Annotated in this window: 13 protein-coding genes, 1 tRNA gene and 1 pseudogene; 11 read left to right on the forward strand and 4 right to left on the reverse strand. The window is 59.3% G+C overall.

Features of this window, described 5'->3' with window-relative positions; translation table 11 throughout:
* Window positions 1–12 precede the first annotated feature (12 nt).
* The 7 genes and pseudogenes from lon to J3489_RS21840 all read left to right on the forward strand — a co-directional run bounded on the left by lon (window position 13) and on the right by J3489_RS21840 (window position 4,951).
* The gene (gene lon / locus J3489_RS21810; protein ID WP_207001539.1) at window positions 13–2,430 is read left to right on the forward strand and encodes an endopeptidase La; all 2,418 of its coding nucleotides are present in this window, start codon (window positions 13–15) and stop codon (window positions 2,428–2,430) included.
* A gap of 266 nt (window positions 2,431–2,696) precedes the next feature.
* Window positions 2,697–2,969 carry an HU family DNA-binding protein gene (locus tag J3489_RS21815; RefSeq protein WP_007585907.1) on the forward strand — a complete coding sequence of 91 codons (273 nt, stop codon included), beginning with the start codon at window positions 2,697–2,699 and terminating at the stop codon, window positions 2,967–2,969.
* A 72-nt stretch (window positions 2,970–3,041) separates the two neighbouring features.
* A tRNA-Val gene (locus tag J3489_RS21820) sits at window positions 3,042–3,117 on the forward strand.
* Between the two features lie 206 nt (window positions 3,118–3,323).
* Entirely contained in the window at window positions 3,324–3,488 is a 165-nt protein-coding gene (locus tag J3489_RS21825) for an Arm DNA-binding domain-containing protein (RefSeq protein ID WP_207001540.1), read from the forward strand.
* 4 nt (window positions 3,489–3,492) lie between these two features.
* Window positions 3,493–3,546 (forward strand): annotated as a pseudogene (locus J3489_RS38900) (hypothetical protein); the annotation flags it as partial.
* 39 nt (window positions 3,547–3,585) lie between these two features.
* Window positions 3,586–4,002: a tyrosine-type recombinase/integrase gene (locus J3489_RS21830; RefSeq protein ID WP_207001541.1), complete on the forward strand. Its 417-nt coding sequence runs from the start codon at window positions 3,586–3,588 to the stop codon at window positions 4,000–4,002.
* Between the two features lie 502 nt (window positions 4,003–4,504).
* The gene (locus tag J3489_RS21840) at window positions 4,505–4,951 is read left to right on the forward strand and encodes a ParB N-terminal domain-containing protein (protein WP_207001543.1); all 447 of its coding nucleotides are present in this window, start codon (window positions 4,505–4,507) and stop codon (window positions 4,949–4,951) included.
* A 103-nt stretch (window positions 4,952–5,054) separates the two neighbouring features.
* Here the strand turns inward: J3489_RS21840 and J3489_RS21845 are convergent, their stop codons facing one another.
* The 4 genes from J3489_RS21845 to J3489_RS21860 form a co-directional block, all read right to left on the reverse strand.
* On the reverse strand, window positions 5,055–5,819 hold the full coding sequence (locus J3489_RS21845; RefSeq protein ID WP_207001544.1) for a 4'-phosphopantetheinyl transferase family protein: 765 nt from the start codon (window positions 5,817–5,819) through the stop codon (window positions 5,055–5,057).
* 434 nt (window positions 5,820–6,253) lie between these two features.
* Window positions 6,254–7,924 (reverse strand): cyclic peptide export ABC transporter, encoded by a 1,671-nt coding sequence (locus J3489_RS21850; RefSeq protein WP_207001545.1) that lies wholly within the window; start codon window positions 7,922–7,924, stop codon window positions 6,254–6,256.
* A gap of 147 nt (window positions 7,925–8,071) precedes the next feature.
* Window positions 8,072–8,611: a hypothetical protein gene (locus J3489_RS21855; protein WP_207001547.1), complete on the reverse strand. Its 540-nt coding sequence runs from the start codon at window positions 8,609–8,611 to the stop codon at window positions 8,072–8,074.
* Between the two features lie 1,228 nt (window positions 8,612–9,839).
* Window positions 9,840–10,046 (reverse strand): MbtH family protein, encoded by a 207-nt coding sequence (locus J3489_RS21860; RefSeq protein WP_207001549.1) that lies wholly within the window; start codon window positions 10,044–10,046, stop codon window positions 9,840–9,842.
* 463 nt (window positions 10,047–10,509) lie between these two features.
* Between J3489_RS21860 and J3489_RS21865 the strand changes: the two genes are divergently transcribed.
* The 4 genes from J3489_RS21865 to J3489_RS21880 form a co-directional block, all read left to right on the forward strand.
* Window positions 10,510–12,423, forward strand: coding sequence for a hypothetical protein (locus J3489_RS21865; protein WP_207001551.1), 1,914 nt, complete (start codon window positions 10,510–10,512; stop codon window positions 12,421–12,423).
* 65 nt (window positions 12,424–12,488) lie between these two features.
* The gene (gene panD, locus J3489_RS21870) at window positions 12,489–12,881 is read left to right on the forward strand and encodes an aspartate 1-decarboxylase (protein ID WP_207001552.1); all 393 of its coding nucleotides are present in this window, start codon (window positions 12,489–12,491) and stop codon (window positions 12,879–12,881) included.
* A 28-nt stretch (window positions 12,882–12,909) separates the two neighbouring features.
* Window positions 12,910–13,797 carry a cupin-like domain-containing protein gene (locus J3489_RS21875; protein WP_207001554.1) on the forward strand — a complete coding sequence of 296 codons (888 nt, stop codon included), beginning with the start codon at window positions 12,910–12,912 and terminating at the stop codon, window positions 13,795–13,797.
* A 15-nt stretch (window positions 13,798–13,812) separates the two neighbouring features.
* The coding region (locus tag J3489_RS21880; RefSeq protein ID WP_207001556.1) for a type I polyketide synthase at window positions 13,813–23,720 on the forward strand (9,908 nt) is incomplete at its 3' end.

A 23,720-nucleotide genomic window follows, 5' to 3' on the forward strand; every position in this document is an offset into this window, starting at 1 on the left:
TGGGGAAATGAAATGTCAGGAACCCAACTCCTCCCTTCGGAGCGCACCACGCTCCCGCTGCTGCCGCTGCGCGATGTCGTTGTTTTCCCGCACATGGTGATACCGCTCTTCGTCGGCCGCCCGAAGTCGATCAAGGCGCTCGAAGTGGCCATGGAGGGCGGCAAGCACATCATGCTGGTCGCACAAAAGACGGCGGCCAAGGATGAGCCGACCGAAAAAGATATGTACGAAGTAGGATGTATCGCGAACATCCTGCAAATGCTGAAACTGCCCGACGGCACGGTGAAAGTGCTCGTCGAAGGTCTGCAGCGCGCGAAGACGCTGTCGATCGAAGAGCAGGAAACGCAATTCTCGTGCGAAGTGATGCCGCTCGAACCCGACCACGCCGACAGCGCCGAAACGGAAGCGCTGCGCCGCGCGATCGTGTCGCAATTCGATCAGTACGTGAAGCTGAACAAGAAGATTCCGCCGGAAATTCTCACGTCGCTGTCGGGCATCGATGAAGCCGGCCGCCTCGCAGATACGATCGCCGCACACCTCCCGCTCAAGCTCGACCAGAAGCAGCACATCCTAGAGATGTTCCCGGTTGTCGAGCGCCTCGAGCATCTGCTCGCGCAACTCGAAGCCGAGATCGACATTCTCCAGGTCGAAAAGCGCATCCGTGGACGCGTGAAGCGTCAGATGGAAAAGAGCCAGCGCGAGTATTACCTGAACGAGCAGGTCAAGGCGATCCAGAAGGAACTGGGCGAAGGCGAAGAGGGCGCGGATCTCGAAGAGCTCGAGAAGCGCATCAGCGCCGCGCGCATGCCGAAGGAAGCGAAGAAGAAGGCCGACGCAGAACTGAAGAAGCTGAAGCTGATGTCGCCGATGTCGGCTGAAGCGACGGTCGTGCGCAACTACATCGATACGCTGATCGGCCTTCCGTGGCGCAAGAAGAGCAAGGTCAACAACGACCTCTCGAACGCCGAGCGCGTGCTCGACGAAGATCACTTCGGTCTCGAGAAAGTGAAGGAACGCATTCTCGAATACCTCGCGGTGCAACAGCGTGTCGACAAGGTGAAGGCGCCGATTCTGTGCCTCGTCGGGCCTCCGGGCGTCGGCAAGACGTCGCTCGGCCAATCGATTGCACGCGCAACCAATCGCAAGTTCGTGCGCATGGCGCTGGGCGGCGTGCGCGACGAGGCCGAGATTCGCGGCCATCGCCGCACTTACATCGGCTCGATGCCGGGCAAGATTCTGCAGAGCCTGACCAAGGTCGGCGTGCGCAATCCGCTCTTCCTGCTCGACGAAGTCGACAAGATGGGCATGGATTTCCGCGGCGATCCGTCGTCGGCGTTGCTCGAAGTGCTCGACCCCGAACAGAATCATACGTTCGCCGATCACTACGTCGAAGTCGATTTCGATCTGTCGGACGTGATGTTCGTCGCGACGTCGAACTCGCTGAACATTCCGCCGCCGTTGCTTGACCGGATGGAAGTCATTCGTTTGTCCGGCTATACGGAGGACGAGAAGGTCAGCATTGCGCAGCGCTACCTGCTGCCGAAGCAGAAGAAGAACAACGGCCTGAAGGAAGGCGAGATCGAGGTCGCGGAACAAGCGATTCGCGACATCATTCGTTACTACACGCGTGAAGCAGGCGTGCGCTCGCTCGAGCGTGAAATTTCGAAGATCTGCCGCAAGGTCGTGAAGATGCTTCTGCTGAAGAAGGCAGAGGGTGCGGTGAAGGTCGACGGCAGCAACCTCGACACTTTCCTCGGCGTACGCAAGTACGACTTCGGTCTGGCGGCGAAGGAAAACCAGATCGGCCAGGTCACGGGGCTCGCGTGGACGGAAGTCGGCGGCGATCTGCTGACGATCGAGGCGGCGGTCATGCCGGGCAAGGGCAACGTGATCCGCACTGGTTCGCTCGGCGACGTGATGAAGGAGTCGGTCGAGGCCGCGCGTTCGGTCGTGCGCTCGCGCTCGCGTCGTCTTGGCGTGAAGGACGAGGCGTTTGAGAAGCATGACATCCACATCCACGTGCCGGAAGGCGCGACGCCGAAAGACGGTCCCTCGGCTGGTATCGCGATGACGACCGCGCTGGTGTCGGTGCTGACGGGTATCCCGGTGCGCGCCGATGTCGCAATGACGGGCGAAATCACGCTGCGTGGCGAAGTGCTGCCGATCGGCGGCTTGAAGGAGAAGCTGCTCGCGGCGCACCGCGGCGGCATCAAGCTTGTACTGATCCCGGAAGAAAACGTCAAGGATTTGACGGAGATTCCGGACAACGTGAAGAACGCCATCGAAATCGTGCCGGTCCGCTGGATCGACAAGGTGCTCGAACTCGCGCTCGAGCGGGTGCCCGAGGCGCTGCCCGAAGAGGAGCCGAAAGCGGCGCCGGTCGCCGAAGCAGCAACGGACGCCGGCGCTGCCGAAGTCGTCAAACACTGATCGGCAGCCGATTTGCACTGATCGCCCGCGGCCTAGCCGCGGGCTTTTTTATGTCGACCCGAGTCGGCGCTTCAGCGGTTGCTCGGGTCCCATGCAACGCTGTCAAACAACTCTAATAAAGGTATTCCAAATCCGGCGCAACCCTTGTTGACACGGGTGTTTCGGCCACTTCTAATGGGCAGGCTCAGCGCCTGCTGTGCTCTATTTTCCCGCGCCTGATGGCGCTTTTTTCATGATTGCCCAACAACCATTCTCGGGGGCTTGGAATGAATAAGACGGAATTGATCGACCACATCGCGCAACAAGCCGACATTTCGAAAGCGGCAGCGGGACGTGCGCTCGATGCTGTGATCGGAGGAGTCAAAGGCACGTTGAAGAAGGGCGGCTCGGTTACGCTCGTGGGTTTCGGTACGTTCGCCGTCGGCAAGCGTACAGCGCGCACGGGCCGCAATCCTCGCACCGGGGCGGCGATCAAGATCAAGGCAGCGAAAGTTCCAAAGTTCAGACCTGGCAAAGCGCTGAAAGATGCGCTAAACTAGTCGACTCGCTGGTTGACGGGGTTGTGCGGTTTACTACGAACGTTAGCCACGTGTTCATGCGAATCACGGGATGGGTGCTTAGCTCAGTTGGTAGAGCGGCGCCCTTACAAGGCGTAGGTCGGGAGTTCGAGCCTCTCAGCACCCACCATTCCGTTTCGCGACTTGCTTCCAAGCAGTTCCGCAGTGATCTGCTGTAGTACCCCGAAACCCGCGTGGCTATTGGCTCCGCGGGTTTTTTGTTGTCGCAGAAGCGTCCCGGAAAATCCGGTGAATGCCGGTCGAATCCGGACTTTTATCGTTGTATCGTTCGTTGTATGTTGTTACCCACGTCCGTCAAATGATGGATATACAACGATGGCCCGATCTCCTCTCCACCAGCTCACCCGGCTGGAAATCGTGAATGCGAAGCCGACCGTGAAACCCTACACGTTGTCGGATGGTGGGCGACTCTATGTGCTGGTCAAGCCTGACGGCGCCAAGCTCTGGCGCTGGAACTACGACTTCGCCGGCAAAAACTAAAATCATGGCTTTGGGCTGCTGGCCGGAAGTCACGGAAAAGGATGCACGTGCTGCTCATGCCAAGGGGCGTGGATTGTTGCGCCAAGGGATAGACCCCATGCAGCAGCGGCGCGAAGCCAAACTACGTGCCAAGTTCAACGCAGAGGCTACCTTCGAGGTAATCGCAAAAGCCTGGATCAAGACGAAGGCGGCTCATTGGTCGGTGGATTATCAGGACAAGATCGAGCGGCGATTGGCAAAGAATACGTACCCTTGGCTTGGCAAGCGTCCCATTGTGGAGATCACAACACCGGAGTACGTCGCGGTTATCCATCGAGCCAGAGACCGAGGTGTACCGGATACGGCAAGACGGGTGCGCGAAACGTGTAATTGCGTGTTCCGCTATGCGGTCGAATGTGGCTTGATCAAATCGTTCGAGAATCCTGCAATCGATCCGAAGGTTGGCGGGATAGCGGCGCCTCCCATAGTGCATTACGCGGGGCCATCACCGATCCGACTGCTTTGGGGCAGTTGATGCGCGCATTGCGTTCCTATAAGGGAACGTTAGGTGTACGTGCTGCTTTGCAATTCACCCCACACGCATGCGGATCACGGTCGGGTGACCGTACGCATTGGGGTTGTAACGCTGTACCCATGGTTCGGTTATTCGGCCCAAGTTCTGATTGACATGGCTGACTCTGCGTCAACCGCGGCGAAAGCTAGCGGGCGAAACCGAATATGTGAAGCTCGGGAGGGTGCGGCAAGCGCTGCTACGGCGCTGTGAACGCGTATCCGGCACCGACTGGACCGTCGTCAGCGCGCTCCTCGATGGGGCAAGCGCCGCCGAGTCGTGTCATTCCCGAGCAAACCATTACGCATTCTTTAGCGTCATTTCGCGTCACGTTCGCAATACGACGAAGCTTGTCGCAGCATTGTGGCTGACCCATCAGGTCACGATCGCAGGCTCTTCACAGTCGAAACGACGGCCCAATGCGCTGGATTTAGCATGCGGCAGGTGTCGCAAACAGGATCAGAAAATGCAACAAAGCAATTGTGTCATCAGCTCGGTTGATACCAACGATTCCGGCGCGAACTATCCGACCAGTCTCATACCCATCGATGATTTATTGCGGTCGGAGGAGCACTGTCCAGCAACCGCAACCGCGCTCGCGGCGAGGATAGAGCAGGCTGGCACCTGGACAACGCCAATCCTGGTTGAGGACACGCTGTTGTTTGTAATGGATGGACACCATCGACTTGCGGCTGCACGGCAGCTCGGGCTTGATTCATTGCCGTGCGTCTTGCTCGCCTACAACGATCCACGTCTCGAGCTTTCTGCCTGGGACCCGGAAGCGACGGTTCTGCCCGACGACGTTGTCAATGCTGCCCTCACGGGAAATCTGCTTCCGCAGAAAACGACGCGACACAGATTATCGCCAGAGCCGGCACGCATCGTCATTCCGTTGGCAAGCCTTAGGCGTTGACGACTTTCGGGCGAAGGGAAAGCTTTTCCTCGGAACACCGGGCTGTTCTGAGGCAGGCTGGAACCCGATTGTCGGATCGCGCCATGCGAGTCGAAGGATCAGGCTACAACGAGCCTTCCAGCTCCCGAGACCACGCGACGCAGGCAACATAGCCGGGAGGCGCCGGGCACCATGCGGCGTCGAATGCGGCGATGCTCGATACAGCGGCTTGCGAGTCCGCAACCGCATGATCGCTCAGCACCGCGGCTGGTTCCCTGTCCTCGTCCTCGACAATCGAGAAGTGTGTCATGCCTCCGGCCAAGCCGGTGCCGACCGCTTTCAGGAGCGCCTCCTTCGCAGTCCATACGCGATAAAAGCCCTCATGGCGAAGCGCGTTGGGCAGCGAGCGGACATGCGTATCGTCGCGCTTCGAGAAAACCATCTTCGCGAGGGATTGCCAGTCGAGACGAGGATCGCAGGCCTCTATGTCGATGCCAACCCGGCGACCCGCCGCGATGGCAATGAGCGCATGAGATCCTGCATGCGAGATGTTGAAGTCGAGCATTCGCGAAGTGCCGCCGGGCTCGAGCCGTGGTCGCCCGTATGCGTCCTGCTCGAGCCGCAACATACCCGCAGGTACGCCGATACGCTCACCCAGCGCCTCGCGTAGCGCGGCGCGTGCTGCCGCATGCCGCAGCGCGTCTTCCCGGTGCACGAAGCGCGTCGCGCGCGCGCGCTCGTCGTCGGAGAGCGTTGAGAAATTCGGCGAGTCGAGGGACGCATTCATGTCGATGGTCACGCACCGAAGTTCGACGCCCGCAGCAAGCACGCGCGGTGTCGCAATCTGGCTCACGATGAACGCGCGATGCGTCGAAGAAGTGGTGGACATAGAATGGGGCATGTTTCCTCAGTAGTCACTTGCCAACCGGAATGTCGCAGCCGGACAGATACCGCATGCTAACGCTGTCCGCGACACGCCGGCCAGCGCCGACCGTGGTCACATTCAGCCTTTTCGCTTTCGTCATTGGTATTTGAGCAAGTGTTTCGAAGACGGCAGATTGTTTCGCTTCGCATCTTCAAGCCGTGCACTTTGTTCGGCGGCAGCTTCTATTCGATCGACATTCTGCCGTCTGGCTGGCACACGATTGCGCTCAGCATGTATGGTTCAGTGGATTTCGTTCGAGCTTTTGCGACGCCACCGATGTGCGCGTCGCAGCCGACAGGCGTGTTTCCGCCGATTTTCGCCGGCTTCGTCGCACGGATCTTCGAATCTGGACATAGCCCAAAGAATTAGAACGATACGAGGGCGACATCGAGCCTGGGTCATTCCGACGCGGAAACTTCCGGCTCCGAGGTGCTGAAATTTCGAAGGTCGATATCTTCGATTATTTTTCCTTCTGAAAGCTTGATGATTCTATCGGCATGTTCGAAATACGCGTCATCATGCGAGATCACGAAAACGGTTTTCCCCCGTCGTTTGAGTTCCGGGAGTAGTTCCGTGTAGAACACCCGTTTGAACGTGGGATCTTGATCCGCTGCCCATTCGTCGAGTATGTATACGGGTCGATCCTCGAGATAGGCGGAAATCAATGCCATCCGTTTGCGTTGCCCGGCAGAAAGACTGGTGGTTGTAAATTTTCCGTCCGCGATTTTAACCTTGTGCGCGAGCCCGAACGATTCCAAATAATACGTTGCCTGTTCTACGATGCCTCGATCTTGCGCGCCAAAGAACTCTTGAAAGAGATGAAAATCACTGAATACGGCGGAAAAAAACTGCCTGTAGTGCGCTACATTATGATTGTCCACTGGGACGTTGCTAAGGTCGATTTTACCGCTCTCCGGCTCGTACAACCCGAGCAATAGCATTGCCAGTGTCGTCTTTCCGCTGCCGTTGCCACCGACGATAAAAATCAATTCGCCGCTTCGAATAGTGAGGTTAAGCGGGCCGAGCATGAACGGCTGATCGTCGGTCAGCCCGGGGAATCTATGGCAGACCGCATCGAGTTTTAGCAGTGGGGCGCCGGTCACCGTTCGGGAGAACGGATCGGTCGTGGAGATCGCAGCGGATTCACTGCTGCTTTGCGCCAGGTCGGCCTTGACTTGCCGAATGCGGCCGAGTGCAATGGACGATTGACGCAGGCTGGGCAACGCTGACATGACGTCGGCGATCGGTTGAATCAAGTACAGAAGCAGGAACGTTATCGTGATCATGTCCCCCGCCGGGAGACGTAGCCACATCGGCACAACAAACAAGAACAGGCCGATGAACAGATAGTAAAGTGTGCCGCCCGCATTATTGACTAGCGCGTAACCAGTCATGCCGCGAACTAATAGCGTTTTAAAACGATACGCCGAGGGGCCGACTACTTGGTCCACGAAATATTTCGAACGCTCCGAATTTAGTTGGAGTTCACGTGTACCGTCGAGCAGCGAACGAAAATTCTGGTACACCACATCGAGTTGTTCGCGCACCTGCTTCATGCGAAGACGCGGCCAGCGTTCGAGTGCGTAATAGGCAGATCCCCCGCACACCAGAATTAGCGCGAAGCAAAGGAATACGGGCCATGATAACCAGGCTAAATATCCGAGGCACACAATGATCATGACGCCGCCGCCCAAAACCAGCGGCATCAATTGTGCAGCTTGCGTAAAGGTACCGATGTCGGCGGTCAAAATTGCCAGCAGACGCGCCTTGCCGAGGCGTTCGAGTGTTTTATATGGGGTAAGCAGTATGTCGCGGCACACTTCAACCCGGAGTCGGCACACCAGCTCCTGGGTCAACATCGTCAATAACCATTGCGAGAATGTTCGGCAAAGCAGCTGGACCAAAACGCAGCCGAAAAAGCCGGCGGCGAGCAAAGGCAACGGGGCAGCATGTGAAACCGCACTGCTAACCATTTTTATGACGCCTGCGCCGCTGAAGCCACTTCCCAGTCCTGCCACAACGGCTAAGAGGAAACGAAGCCATGACTGTCGATACAGATCTCTCAACATTTTGCGTCTCTTTAGTGCCTATATGCTGCAAACGAATTCAAGTTGGCCGTTGACAAACAGTCAGTTTATGGACGGGGTAGGGCACAACGTCGGCAAATTGACTCTGATCAACCAATCACTTGTCTCGCGTCGTTTCATGTCGCTATCTCAACTAGCAGAACTGCGGGTTACGCCTGTACATCGCGGAATACCAGAGAACCATTCAACGTTCGAAGCCAGGCAGCCCTCGAATCTACTTTGATGAACAAGCAAGAGCTTCGTGATCGCTGCACGCACGTCCCCGATGACACGATTCAGGCGATCGTTCTGTTGACGAGCGTGACCGTCCGCCCAGATTTCGCTGACCAGCCGCGCGCTCATAGCGATACGCAAAGCGCCGATAGCATCGTCGTCATCGCTATCCAATTTCACTGGCTGACCAAAATGAAAGCGCGATGCGGCGAGACGGTATTCTGCGGATTCCGTGTCGGCGGGTAGCCAAGGAGTTAGATCCTTGTTCAACAGATTGCACAGCTCTCTCAACTCAGAGGCTGTCAAGAGTGCCCGCGGCGCGACGGTAACATTGACGGATTCAAGGAGTAAGGAGAATTTCGGCTGCTGCCTCAAATCAGCGATCCAGGTTTTTGCGCAAATTCCGTTGACCACGCGCTCTTGAACATCATAATGTTCGGGAGTTTGGATTGTCACGATTTCTGAATCTTTTTTTGTATGCCGGATGATAAGAACTCACTTGACAACTGGAACCATGAAAAACCAATTTCCTAATCTCTTATGTTGCGATGTTGGCATGACGAAAACATCGAAATTTCATCGGGCGCCAGCCCTAACAGTCGGTGCGAACGGTCGCCACGAACAACGACTCCTCACGCCTTTAGCAATGTGAGAGATGCATTTGAGACGCCAAGTCGGATTGACATCATCGCGACCGGATGAGTGTCTTCCACCGGCACCGATCGTGATTCCGAGCAGCTGCTGTCGATCACACCGGTCCCGGGAATCACGAGTGAACTCAAGAAACGTGACAGTATCGAGCATCTACATCACGCTCCCCGGAACGGAAGTTGCAACTTCGTTTCAAGAGTCCGCCTCGCATCTTCAGGCCCAACTTAGCACTGACACGCGCGCGCACGTGTCCTTCGCCTTGTGGTGCCTGTCGACAAGTTGGCGAGGCAGCGACATCGAGTTCACGTGAAGTAAGGAAGCCCAGAATCGAATCGATGCGAACGAACCGATACAGCGACTCCTTGGTAGCAAACGCAGCTCATGTGCGAGGTGCATTTCAACGGCCGGCTACCGGCACGTCGAGCAGGCGACAGTTGGACAGAGCGGATGGTCGACTTGGCATCGTGTAGCGAGTTCTGACCCAACTGACGCGTAACCATAGATCAAGCTCTACGAAAACGAAACCGTGGCTTTAGCCATACTTCGTTTGTTTGAACATTCTTACGCTCGTTGCTTGCCGTCGAACGAGTCGATGGACGCATGCTGCGTCGGCTTCCGATCGACCTTAGGACAGTTTCGCCGGGCAACGGCTGAAGCCGAGCCAGTACGTCGAGAGCGAAGAGAGTGGCCCGCAGGCACTCGTGGTGCCGTCGCCCACTACGAATGGGCTGCATCTGGCTGCGTCGATGGAGGCGGCAGCCACCTTGGCGTGGGCCGCTCGCGAAACGCAGGTCGGGCGACGAAAGGGTGTTCAAGTGAACGAAATGGAAACTGCGGGATGGTTACATCCTTACCGCGCACCACCTATTGTTCGAGCTGATGTTGGTGCACACGAGGTCGTCTGACGTTGTGTTCGCCTGTTTTGGGTTCGCGAATAAGATCACGACGGCACCGCGAGAGCAGCCACGTACATTAGCCTGACCGGTCGGCGGCTTGATGCTCGATGAGCGAGCTGCCAAGCCGTGCCCCCCTCTTAGTGAACGGTCTCGATAAGACTCCTGGGGCGCATATCGGTCCAGTTTTCCTTGACGAATTCTAGGCAACGCTCCTTGGCCTCCGGGCCGAATTTTGCATTCCAACCTTCGGGAATCGCCACGTATTCTGGCCAAAGAGAGTGCTGACCTTCATCATTGACCAAAACGAAGAAAGTCGCGTCCTTGTTGTCAAACGGGCTAGTCATTTGGATTCTCCATCGAGACTCAATAGATGCGGATAGATGCGCCCGAAGATTCAGGCACCGGCCGATTGTAGGGTATGTCGATGCGTATGGGCATCGTGGCGAAGATGCTCGCTTCGACTTCGTGTACATCTTTTCGCGTTAACTGGATCGAAGCTGCGTCGCCCCATCAATATGTGATCCACCATGTGAGATGGGGGGCGGTTCAACGACTATGGACGTACTGGAAACAATGTTTCGCTCATCCGCGACGAGCGATGAAGCTGGTTCACGATTGCGTATAGGTATCGAGAGCCTGAGCAGCAGCCCCGTCCTTGCCTCGCTTGCTTCCGGATTACAAATTCGCGGGGGCGGCCACGACGCGCCGGCGCTGACCATAACGGCCAATGAAATACGGCTGGGCGACGGCTTTCTTGCATACGGCGAGGCGGCGGAGCTCGTGTTGCGGTACGCATGCGAGGTTTCATTGTTGAGGCGCCTGGGTGTTGTCGATCGCGTGCTGATGGTGCTGATGGCGGCGCGCGTTACGGGCCTGATCGTTGCGAATACGAGCCTCGAAAAACGGAACCTGTATCTGCAGCAGGCGCCTGCACAACTGCTCGACGCCATCAACGGATTGGAGGAACCGCTTTCTCCCAAGCGTGTGCCGCAGGTCGCGAGTGCGCTGCTCGAGCTAGAGGGGACGACACTGCCGCGCTGCGATCCCGAAGAGATCGCTGCGAAGCTGCGTGAATATTCGGAGCTCTGTGCGCCCACGGAGTTCCTGCTCCTGCAAGGCGGCGATTCGCGATTGGCATGCAATCCGGTGAGCGGGCGCAACATGTATGGCTGTCAGCCTTTTCCTGAGGCCGCGGATTACATTACATTCGCCTCTTCGACTGCGACCTCGATCTCGGAGAAGGCTTATGCTGCCGTCGAGCACTGTCGTCGTCGTTTGTTGTCGCGGACGATCGCAGGCGATTTGCCTCGAGCCATCGAGCAGGAATTCGAGGCTGTTCGCGACGAACTCATCCGTTTTTTGGGTCTCACGCATGGTCGAATCGATGTTGCGTTGTCGCCTTCAGGGACCGACTCGCATTTGCAGGCGTTCCAGATCGCGCGAATGAAGGCGGGTTCGAGGCCAGTTTTCAGCATTGTGGCCGCACCGAACGAGACAGGCTCGGGCGTCGCCTTGGCAGTTACAGGACGTCATTTTGCGAACTACACTGCACTCGATTGCAGTGTCTCGCGCGGCGCCGCTATCGATGAACTCGGTGGCGACGACGTTACGCTCGCGTCCGTCCAGATTCGAGATGCGGCGGCCCGGCCATTGAGTGCCGACTCTTTTGTCGAGGCGGTGACGCCGTTGATCACGCAGGCCCATCATGCCGGCCGATTCGTCCTGCTCCAGGTGCCCGATGTCTCGAAGACCGGGATCGCGACGCCTGGGCCCAGAAAGCTGCGCAAGCTTGTCGAGGCGTTTCCTGACAACTTGCTGGTTGTCGTAGATGCCTGTCAAATGCGGGTTGCGAACGACGTCGTCGCCGAGTACATCGATCTCGGCGCGCTGGTCTGCGTGACTGCGTCGAAGTTTTTCACGGCACCGCCGTTTGCGGGTGCGCTTTTGATCCCCTGCGCGCATGCTTCGGGCGATCGCGCGCCGACGAGGTTGGCTTCAGGCTGTCGGGCCTATTTTGCAATGACGGATTGGCCGACCAGCTGGACCGCTGCGGCCAGCCTACCTGTCAGCGTCAATCTCGGCGTATTGCTTCGCTGGCGTGCGGGGCTGCACGAAATGCTCGAATTCGAGCGTGTTCCGCCTGCCGCCCGAATCCACATTCTTGCGTCGCTTGGTGGCGCGATCGCCATGTCGATCGAACATGCGGCCATGCTCGAGCCAGTCGAGTCGCCGAGCCGTGTGCAGGTCCAGGAGGCGGTGCGCGGTGAATGGGATGAGGTGCAAAGCATCTTTTCGTTTCGGGTTCGCCGGGCCGCGTCGGAATCGCACGACTTCCTGACGCTCGCCGAATTGCGCTGTCTTCATAAAAAGATGAACGAGGACGTCACGGACATGCTGCGTCCGGATAGCTCGCCCGATGAACGCAGACTCGCACAATTGCGGTGTCATATCGGCCAGCCGGTCGCGCTTGCGGACGCTGCCTCGGACGATGGGCCCGCGGCGCTGCGCATTTCGACAAGCGCGCGGCTTGTCTCGCATATCTGGGCGCAGGGCGACGCGGCAACTGCCCATGTGCGTCTCGTCGGTGCGATCGCCGATGTCAGCGATGTGCTCGCGAAGCTCGCGCTTTTGCTACGGCAGATGTTTGGTCAACGTGGCACGAACCTTCATTCGACGAGACCGCAAGAGCCCGTCTCCGACTGCAAGGTGAGCGCCGTCTGACACTGAGGCCCTAGAACAGGCTTGTATTTTCATCAAAGCAAACGGAATACGGACAGGAGTTGGATATGCGACGCATCATGCTGAAATCGAAGATTCACCGGGCCACCGTCACCCAGTGCGAATTGCATTACGAAGGGTCCTGCGCGATCGACGAAGACCTGCTCGAGGCTGCCAACATTCTCGAGAACGAGCAAGTTGATATCTGGAACATCAACAATGGAGAGCGATTCACGACGTATGCGATTCGCGGCGAGCGCGGGAGCGGCATGATTTCGCTAAACGGCTCAGCAGCGCGCCGTGCCGAAGTGGGCGATCTCGTGATCATCGCCTCGTTCGCCGTGGTTGAAGACGCCGACTGCCGCTCAGGAACGCACAGGCCGATGCTTGTGTTTGTCGATGGCGACAACCAGATGAATGGCGCGCGCGATCATGTGCCGGTCCAGGCGCTCGAGGTCTGAAGGCTCGGGTACGCGAGAAGGGGAATCCATGCCATTGAGCAACACTGGTGCGTTGTCGATCGAGCGCGTGAGTCACATCTCCGCGGAGACGTTTGTCAAGGAATACATCGCCAGAAATCGGCCTGTCATTGTCACTGATGCGATGAACGGCTGGGCCGCACGAGAAAAGTGGACGCCACAATATTTTTCGAATGTATTGGGGGACCTCGAGACACAGGTCTATAACGACTTGTTTGATCTCGTCGACATCAAGACGCTTGCCGAGTACTTTGCTGACAACTTTGGCCCCAAAGCGGCAGGCAATCCGCTCGAGTATGTGCGCTGGTACAGCAAGCTGAAGGAGATCGACTATTTCCCATGGGCAGACGAAGCATTTGCCAGGTTGAAGAACGACTGGAGCATGCCTTATTTCCTGCCGCGGACCGGCTACGTGGTTCCCGCGTGTCGGCCGCCCGCTGAGTTGAGCTCCGAGCGTTCGCTGTTTCCTTATCGAGGCCTGTTCATTTCGGGGCGAGGCGCGCGCACCCGGCTTCATCGCGACCCATGGACCACAGCCGCTGTGCTTTGCCAGTTTCACGGTGAAAAGAGACTCGCCATGTTTGCGCCGGAGCACGAGCGCCATCTGTCGGATGGCCGCGGCGGTTACCTCGACGTTCTCAGGTCGGGCGACGCGGCTCCGAAGCCGGAACCCGTGGTTAAGCCCACCTACGTCGATACGCTCGTGCCGGGCGAAATCGTGTTGATCCCGGGCGGATGGCTGCACGACGCGGAAACGCTTTCGGATTCGATTTCAGCAACCTGGAATTTCGTTCACGAAACGCAAGCTGCGGCACTCGAAGACTACGTGGCGCAGCATCCGGACGATTCGGAGCTAGAGGTGATGCGCTTCTTCAGTCGGACCTGTTCGACGTCGTAACCGAGTAACCAGACCATGGCAGATATTTCGTTGCACGAGACCGGCAACCTGGTCGCGCACTTTAATTGGCGCGCAGATTGCCATCCCGACAAGATTCTCTACACCTTTCTCAAAGAAGACGGGGAGGAAATCCACGTCACGTTTGCGGAGCTCAGGGAGGCGGCGAGGCGAATTGCTGCCTCGTTAAGATCGAACGGCGTGCAGGAGAATTGCCCGGTCCTTCTGCTTTTTCATCCCGGCATTGAATACATTCATGCCTTTTTTGGGTGCCTCTTTGCGGGTGCGATACCGGTTCCTGCCTACCCGCCTGTTCATGCCCGCCAGTTCAACCGGTTGAATGCGGTCATCGAAGACGCACAAGCGGACTTTGCGCTGACCGGGCCGGACGAGTTCGAGCAAATCCGGGCGCGGAGTACTGTTAACTGTAGGCTTTCGATTCCGAACTATCTGGTCCTCGACGAGCAGATGTACGGCGAACACGGTTTGGAGACGCCGAACGCAGACGGCGCAAGCGTCGCATTTCTTCAATACACGTCGGGCTCGACCGGCAAGCCGAAGGGCGTCATGGTTACGCACCGGAATCTTTGCGCGAACCTGGGCTCGATTGTGGAGGCAGCTGAACTCACCGCAGACGATGTCATGGTCTTCTGGCTGCCGCCTTACCACGACTTCGGACTGATCGGCGGCATCCTCGCGCCGATGTTCGTCGGCGCACGCTCTGTGCTGATGCGTCCGTCCTCGTTTCTGCTCAACCCCTTCAGATGGTTGCAAACAATCAGCAACTATGGCGTGACGGTAACGGGCGCGCCGAACTTTGCCTTCGACCTTTGCGTGCGCTCGGTGTCGGACGAGCAACGCGCGACACTCGATTTGTCTCGGCTTCGCGTTGTTTTCAACGGCGCCGAGCCGATTCGAATCAATACGCTCAAGACGTTCAACGACACGTTCGGGCCTTGCGGATTTACTTCGGATGCCTGGCTGAATGCCTATGGGCTTGCGGAATCCACGCTGATGGTAGCCGGGCGCCGCACCCCGTCGCCGAGTCTTCCCAAACATACGGGCTTCTCGCGCGCTGCGCTGCAGGACAATCGCGCCACGTTGTCCCGCGGCGAGACCGATCGCGTCGAACTTGTGAGCGTTGGGCACGTCGTGACCGGGCACAACGTCATTGTCGTCGATCCAGCGACACGGGGTCTTTGCGCCGTCGAGCAAGTCGGGGAAATCTGGGTCAAGGGGCCGAGCGTCGCAAAAGGCTATTGGAGGCGAATCAAGGAGACCCAGGAAGCATTTCACGCTCAGACGTTCGATGGTGGCCACCAAGGTTATCTGCGGACAGGCGATCTTGGCTTTTATCATGGGGGCGAGCTTTATATCTGCGGTCGCCACAAGGACGTCGTCATCATCCGTGGGATGAACATCTACCCGCAGGACGTGGAGTTTGCCGCTTTCGAGGCTCATTCGGCGTTGCGCAAGAACGGAACGGTAGCGTTTTCGCTTGAGCTCGATGGACAGGAACGGCTTGTCGTCGTTCAGGAATTGGATTTTCGGAAGCGGGCCGAAGATTCGCTTTTTGGGTGCATCGCATCCTCGGTGCTGAATGCCGTCGGCGTGCCGCCCGACACCATTGTGCTGGTCAAAGCCGGCGGACTTCCGAGAACGTCGAGCGGCAAGGTGCAGCGGCGCCAATGCAAAGCGGACTATATCGATGGCTCACTGAAGATCGTCGGTAAATGGGATCGTCCGACGCCCGGCGCGGGCGGCCCGCTCGCGCCAGTGGCGACGCCCGACGAGCAGACGGGCGCAGGCGCATCGGTTGCTGTAAGCGATGTCGAGCAGTGGCTTCGGGTGAACCTCTCGCAACGGACTGGACAGTCGCCGGCAGACATCGACCCGAGTCAGACGTTCGCGTTTTACGGTCTGGATTCGATGGCGGCCGTGCAGCTCGCCGAAGCGCTTTCGGGCTGGCTTCGCTCACCAATCAGTCCGACGGTGTTCTGGGAGCACCCGACTGTCCGCGAGCTGGCCACGTTCCTGGCCGTGGCGGCGAGCGAAAATCAGCCAATACGAGCGAATTCGGGCGCACCGGACGCACAGCAATCGGTCGGGCGCGACGAAGCGATCGCGATTGTCGGCTTGAGCTGCAATGTGCCGGGCGCGGCAAACGCGGATGCATTCTGGGCATTGCTTCACGACGGGGTCGACGCGATACGCAAGGTGCCTGACGCGCGCTACGCAGCGGGATCGTTTGCGAGCGCGCGCGATAGCGCGTCCCATACGAGCTGGGGCGGCTTTCTCGATAGCGTCGATCGGTTCGACGCACATTTTTTCGGCATCTCCCCCGTAGAGGCCGAGCGGATGGACCCACAACAACGTCTTGTGCTCGAAGCTGCCTGGGAAGCGCTGGAGGACGCGGCGATTCCCGCGACCCGTATAGCGGGCACCGCGACCGGCGTCTTTATCGGGGTGTCAACGCGCGACTACGACGCGGTTCTGGCGCGTGCGTCGGGGTTGCCTAGCGTTTACAGCGCGACCGGCAGTGCGGCGAGCGTCGTTGCCAATCGCATTTCGTATGTTCTGAATCTCAACGGCCCGAGCGTCTCGATCGATACCGCGTGCTCGTCTTCGCTCGTTGCCGTGCATTCGGCATGTCAAAGCCTGCGTAACGGCGAATCCGACCTCGCGCTGGCCGGCGGCGTAAATGTCATCCTGTCAACGGACGCAAGCGACGCTTTCGCAAGCGCCGGCATGCTGGCGCCGGACGGGCGCTGCAAAAGCTTCGATTCGCGTGCGAATGGTTATGTGCGCGGGGAGGGGTGCAGCGTCGTCGTGCTCAAGCGGCTTCGCGATGCGGTGCGTGACGGCGATCCTGTCCGGGCGGTCATCCTCGGGTCGTCGTCGATGCACGATGGCCGGAGCAACGGGCTGATGGCGCCGAGCGGCAGCGCGCAAACAGCGGTGATTCGAAGCGCGATTAAAAATGCGGGCATTTCTAAGGAAGACTTGTCCTATATTGAGGCGCATGGGACCGGAACCGCCTTAGGTGACCCGATCGAACTCAACGCGCTCAAGAGCGTGTTTTCGGAGGCCGGAGTGGGTCGTGCTTCTTGCGCGGTCGGCTCGGCAAAAAGCAACATCGGCCATCTCGAGGCGGCAGCCGGGATCGTCGGTCTCGCGAAGGTCGTGCTTGCGCTCGAGAGCCGCGTCATTCCCCCGACGCTGCATTATCAGGCGCCGAATCCCCATTGTTCGCTCGAAGGTTCGCCGTTGCGGATCACGTCGAGCATCGAACCCTGGAATGTGGACTCGGGCCGCAGGATAGCCGGCGTGAGTTCGTTCGGCTTCGGCGGCTCAATCGCTCATGTCATCGTGTCGGAGGCTCCGGACCAGCCCGCGGTTCAGGACGATCTCTGGCCGTGGCAGCTTCTGACGTTTTCAGCAAAAACGCACAAAGCGCTCGACGCAATGTCGGATTCGATCGCCGCGCAGATGCACAGCGACGCGAGCCTTTCGCTCGCGGACATCGCTTATACGCATCAGACAGGTCGCGCGGCGTTCGGCATGCGGCGAATGCTCGTCTGCCGCGACGCCGGACAAGCCGCGCAGATGCTGGGCACTCGCGATAGCCGGCGCGTCCTGTCCGCACAGGTTCGCAATGAGCTGCCGAAGGTCGTGTTCATGTTCCCGGGGCAGGGTACGCAGCGATTGCGGATGGGGGAGGATCTGTACCGGACGTTTCCGCGGTTCCGCGCAATCGTCGATTGGTGCTCGGGCATCCTCAAACGTCTGACCGGTCTGGACTTGCTCGCGTTGTTGTATTCGGACGCGAACCCTCTCGTTGAGCGCGAGGCGGCGATTAGGCGCACCGACGCGGCCCAGCCCGCGATCTTCGTCATCGAATACGCGTGGGCTCGTTTGTGGATGGATTGGGGCATCGTGCCGTCCGCGATGATCGGGCACAGCATTGGCGAGTATGTGGCCGCGTGCATCGCGGGTGTTTTCTCGCTCGAGGATGCATTGGCGCTGGTCGCGGAGCGCAGCCGCTTGATGCAGGCGCTGCCCGAAGGCGTGATGTTGAGCGTCGCGCTCGGAGAGCAGCCGTTGCGTGAGTATCTGCGCGACGGCGTGTCAGTGGCCGCGATCAACAGCGCGGATCGATGCGTGGTATCGGGCGACGAGGCGTCGATCGAGGCACTCGAGCAACGGCTCGTGTCGCAGCAAATTGTGTGCAAGCGCCTTGTGACGTCGCACGCGTTCCACTCTCATGAGATGGAGCCGATCCTTGCTGATTTCGCCGCGCGCGTCGGCAAGGTCACGTTGAACGCGCCGTCAATACCGTACCTCTCGAACGTGACCGGGAACTGGATCCAGAGCGAAGAGGTAACCGATCCGGCGTACTGGGCGCGGCACTTGCGGGAGCCGGTTCGCTTCGGCGACGGATTGACGACGATGGTAAGCCAGGGAAGCCACACGCTTCTCGAAGTCGGCAGCGGGCAAGCGTTGACTTCGATCGCGAGCCTCTGCATCAAGGACGCCGGCGTGGAAACCGCGCAGGTGATTTCGTGTTCGACCCGTCAGGGCGAGGAAGCGTCGGAGCTCGAGTCGATGCTCGAGGCGACTGGCCGCCTTTGGCTTGCCGGCCATCCTGTCGACTGGGCCGCGGTGTACGCCGGCCAGCGGCGCAAGCGCGTGCGGCTCGCAACCTATCCGTTCCAGCGCGAACGTTATTGGATCGAGGCGAGGGCGGCGGCCCGGCTGTCTGAGCGCGTTACAACGGCGACGGAACCTGCGAAAGAAACGAGAGTGGATCAAATGAAGATGAATGAGACGTTTGCCTCGAAGACATCCGCTGCGGACCGAAAGGAGGAAGTGGAGAAAATACTTTGCGGCACCCTTGCGAAAATGCTTCGAACCGACATTTCGCAAGTCGACTCGCATGCTCCCCTTCTCGAGCTCGGCGCCGATTCGCTCGTGCTCGTTCAGGCAATCAAGTCGATCGAGCAGACTTTCGGTGTCACGATCACGATCCGCCAAGTGTTCGAGGAGCTGACGACCATTGCGGCCATTGCCGAATACGTCGCGGCGCAGACGCACGCTGACGTGACGTCTGTCGCGCCGGCCGAATCCGACGTCGCCACGCGTGTGCCCGAAGCGGCGCACGGGAGCAATGTGCTGCCGCCCGCCGAGAACGCCGAACCTGCCGGGGCCCTTCTGCGGCGCGAAGGATTCACGAGCGGGCGGCTTCCAGACTCGGTTTCCGTGATGGAACGCATTATGAGTCAGCAGCTCGAGGCGTTCGAACGGATCACGGCCGGGCAGATTGCCGCTTTGGGGCATGCGTTGAAGCCCGTTTCGGTCTCACGCGAAACCGAAACCGTGGCGGTCGCCGTGACCGTGCAACCGGCCGCGCAGGTGAGCACGCAGCAAGCACGGGTCGAATCCGAGACGGCCGCCGTGAACGCGACGGCGCCCGAAAGACGCCCGTTCGTCGCTTATCAGCCGGCCTCGGCGACGAGCAAGAACGATCCTTATCATGCGTTGTCCGGCGTTCAGCGAGCCTATCTCGAGAAGTTCGTCGACTCGTACAACGCTCGCCTGCGCCATTCACGCGCGCTTGCGGTGCGCTACCGTCCAGTATTGGCGGATAACCGCGCGTCCGCGGGGTTCCGGTATTCCGTAAAGGAAATGCTTTACCCGATCATCAGCGAGCGTTCTGAAGGCGCGTATATCTGGGACGCCGACGGGAACCAATATATCGACCTGACGATGGGGTTCGGCGTCAACCTGTTCGGTCATCGTCCGGCCGAGATTCAGCACGCGCTCGACTCGCAAATCCGGGTCGGCTTCGAACTGGGCCCCCAGACTCGGCTGGCCGGCGAGGTCGCGAAACTGGTCAGCACCGTGACAGGAAACGAACGCGTCGCGTTTTGCAATTCGGGCACGGAAGCCGTCATGCTCGCGCTACGTCTCGCGCGCACCGTGACGCAGCGAAAAAAGATCGCGATTTTTGCCGGCTCGTTCCACGGCTGGAGTGACGACTCGCTCGTCGAAGCGGATGGCCGTCCGGGATCGCAGGCGTCTTCGGCGATGGCGCCGGGTATTCATCCGGGCGCGGCGGAGCAAACGATCGTGCTCGAATATGGGGCCGCGAAATCTTTGGAGACGATTCGCGCGCACGCTCATGAGCTCGCCGCCGTGCTCGTCGAACCCATTCAGAGCCGTCGGCCGGACTGGCAGCCTCGCGAATTCCTGCATGATCTGCGCGCGCTGACGCACGACACGGGAATTGCGCTGATTTTCGACGAAATGATCACCGGGTTCCGCTTGCATCCGGGCGGTGCCCAAGCCTGGTACGGCGTCAAGGCCGACCTCGCGACGTATGGCAAGGTGGTGGGCGGCGGCATGCCTGTCGGCCTCGTCGCCGGCAGCGCCAAGTTTCTCGATGCAGTCGACGGGGGGCAATGGCAATACGGCGACATGTCGTACCCGAAAGAAACGACAACGTTTTTTGCCGGCACGTTCTGCAAGCATCCATTGATGCTCGTCGCGGCGCGCGAGGTGCTGCGCAAGCTCATCGCCGAAGGGCCTGAACTTCAGGAGCGGTTGAACGAGCGCACGTCGAAACTCGTGGATGTGTTGAACGACATTCTCGCTGACACGAACTTGCCGATCAGGGTTGTGCATTGCGGCTCGCTGTTCCGTCTCGAAGCGACAGTGAATATCGACCTGTTGTTCTATCACCTCGTCGCAGGCGGACTTTATATCTGGGAGGGGCGCAATATGTTCCTTTCCACTGCACATTCGGATGCCGATATTTCACGGATTGTCGAGATCTTCGAAAAGAGCGTGCAGGCACTGATCGACGGCGGCTTTTTCCCCGGGCCGCCGTCCGGAACTCGCTCGCGGCGCACGGGTAACACTGTTGAGTCGTCGAGCGCAGCGGGAGCGGGCGGTAGGACGATTGCGGCATCCAGCGCGACGCATGCGTCGGCATTCACGACTGTTCGACAGCCGGCAGCAGCGCATCGATCGGCCGCTGTCGCAGCCGACGATGCCGCAGCGGATCAGATCAAGTTCAGTCTGTCGTTCTTCGGGCATTACGACGCCGAGTACCACGAAGACAAATACAGTCTTCTATTCTCGGCGGCGCGCTATGCGGACGAACATGGATTTTCGGCGCTATGGCTGCCCGAGCGGCATTTCCATGCGTTCGGCGGACTGTCGCCGAACCCGGTCGTGCTGTGTGCGGCGCTCGCGCGCGAAACCCGCGAGATCCAACTTCGGGCGGGCAGCGTGGTTTTGCCGCTGCACCATTCGGTGCGGGTTGCCGAAGAATGGTCGATGGTCGACAACCTTTCGAACGGCAGAGTAGGCATAGCGTGTGCGTCTGGTTGGCATCCAAACGACTTCGTGTTTGCGCCGGAAGCGTTCGGAAGTCATCGCGAGAAGATGTTCGAGCAGATCGAGCAGGTGCGCTCGCTTTGGAGTGGACAGTCGCTACCGTATCTCGACGGGTCACGCCATACGCGAAATGTCACGTTGTTTCCCATGCCGAAGCAGGCGGAATTGCCTGTCTGGGTGACCGTTGTCAACAATCCGGATACTTACCGGCGGGCGGGGCTGATCGGCGCCGGGATTCTGACGAATTTGATGGGGCAGTCGGTCGAGCAGCTTGCGAGCAATCTTCGTGTTTATCGGCAGGCGCTTGCCGAATCCGGATATTCGAAGGCGCGGTGCGGGGCCGGCGTGACCGTGCTGTTGCACACGTTTATTGGCGAGGATGCAGCAAAGGCGCGAGCCGGCGCGCGCGACGCGTTCATTCGCTATCTGAAGACGTCGATCGGCCTGTTCGAGAATATGGTGGCCAGTCTGGGCCTGCAGGTAGATGTGGCGAGCCTGAGCGACGAGGATCGCGACTATCTGCTTTCCACTGCCTATGAACGCTATGTGGAAACCAGCGCGTTGATCGGCAGCCCGCAATCCTGTGCGCCGCTGGTCGAACGTTTGCGCCGGATGGGCGTCGACGAAATTGGCTGCTTCATCGATTTCGGCGTCAACGAACGCTTCGTCGTCGAGAATCTGGATTATCTGAATTTGTTGCGGGAGTCATTCGACGCCGGCGCGTCGGCGCGCGACAAGACCGTCTCCCCGGTGCCGCATATAAAGTCCGCAGTGACTTCTACGCAGCAGGGGATCTTGATCGAGTGTCAGGTCGACGAAAACGCGACGCGGAGCTACAACTCGACCACCGTAGTGCGCCTGGAGGGTCTGCTTGACGACCGGCTATTGAGAGGCGCGATTCAGACGCTCGTCGACCGCCATTCCGCACTGCGCACGACTTTCGACGAACTTGATTTGGTTCAGTACGTGAGTCCGGTGCAGCGGGTCGAGCTCCCGATCATCGATCTGTCAGAGCTTGACGCCCCCCGTCGTGCGGTCGACGATTGGCTGGCAGCGAACAATGAGCTCAGGATGGATTTGCGTCGGGGGCCACTGTTCCTGTCGCATCTGCTGAAGACCGGAGAAACAGAGCATTTTCTGGTCGTGACGTTTCATCACCTGGTGATTGACGGCTATTCCCAGGAGCTCTTCCTGCAAGAGTTGGCTGCCGTGTATACCGGCGCTTGCCGAGGCACGCCGCCGGTGCTTGAGCCTGCGATGCCGTTCGGCACTTATGTCGAGTGGCACGAATCGTATCTGCGAAGCGACCGGTTTCGCGGCGACCGGGTCTATTGGACGAACAAGCTTCATGCGCCTCTGAGTACGGGAATCGAGTGGGCGGAGCCGCGGCGTTTTGTGTCCGTGGAACGCAATCGGGCCAAGCAGCAGCGGTTGATCATTCCGTCGTCGCTGCACGCACGGCTGCAAAAATTGGGGAGCACACGCGGATCTACGACTTTCATGGTTATGTTGGCCGTCGTGGCAATCCTGATTCGACGGTTGACGAATCAAGAGGATCTCGTCATCGGCGTCCCGATGACAGCCGGCCGTGCTGAGATCGGCGATATGCCGCTGATGGGCTGTACGCTGAATCTTGTACCGATACGTTTTTGCTTCGAGGGGAACCCGTCATTCGTCGATTTCCTGGCTGGAGTCAGGGCTGATCTTGTAGAGTCATTGAGTCATTCGGACTATCCGTTCGGGCAGATTTTGAAGGACCTTGATCTGCATTTGGAACTCGATCGGCGCCCGCTCGCTTCAGTCTTATTCAATCTGAACCGGGCGTTGTCATTGCCTGAATTCGGCAACCTACAGTGGGAACTTTACGGAAATCCGATTGGGTTTTCGCCGAATGACCTGGTGTTCGATGTGATCCAGTTGCCGGATCAGATGGAAGTCCAGTTTCAGTATCGCGAGTCGATGTTCGACGATGAGTCGATCGACCGGATGATGAGTCAGCTTTTGCGTCTGCTCGATGGAGTGGTCTCGGATCCTTCGACGGGGATTCTTGATTTTTCGCTGTTGGGCGCACAAGAGCGCATGCAGCTGCTCGATGGCTGGAATGAGACAGCGGAGGAGGTAGCGGAGCAGACGCTGGTGGAGCTGTTCGAGGCGCAGGTGCAGAAGGCGCCGGAAGCGGTGGCGGCGGTGTACGAGGGCGCGTCGCTGAGCTACGGCGAGCTGAACGGGCGGGCGAACCGGCTGGCGCGGGAGCTGCGGGCGCGAGGGGTGGGCGCGGAGACGCTGGTGGGGATCTGCGTGGAGCGCTCGCTGGAGATGATGGTGGGGCTGCTGGGGATCCTGAAGGCGGGCGGGGCGTATGTGCCGCTGGATCCGGGCTACCCGGCCGAGCGGCTGGCGTACATGCTGGAGGATGCGCAGCCGGTGTGCGTGGTGAGCGCGGGGGCGACGGCGCGGGTGCTGCCGGCGGGCACGGCGTTGCTGAGGCTGGACGAGGCGATGACGCAGGCGTTGCTGCACACGCG

It is taken from the genome of Trinickia mobilis (genome assembly GCF_017315705.1).
Lineage (GTDB): Bacteria > Pseudomonadota > Gammaproteobacteria > Burkholderiales > Burkholderiaceae > Trinickia_A > Trinickia_A mobilis.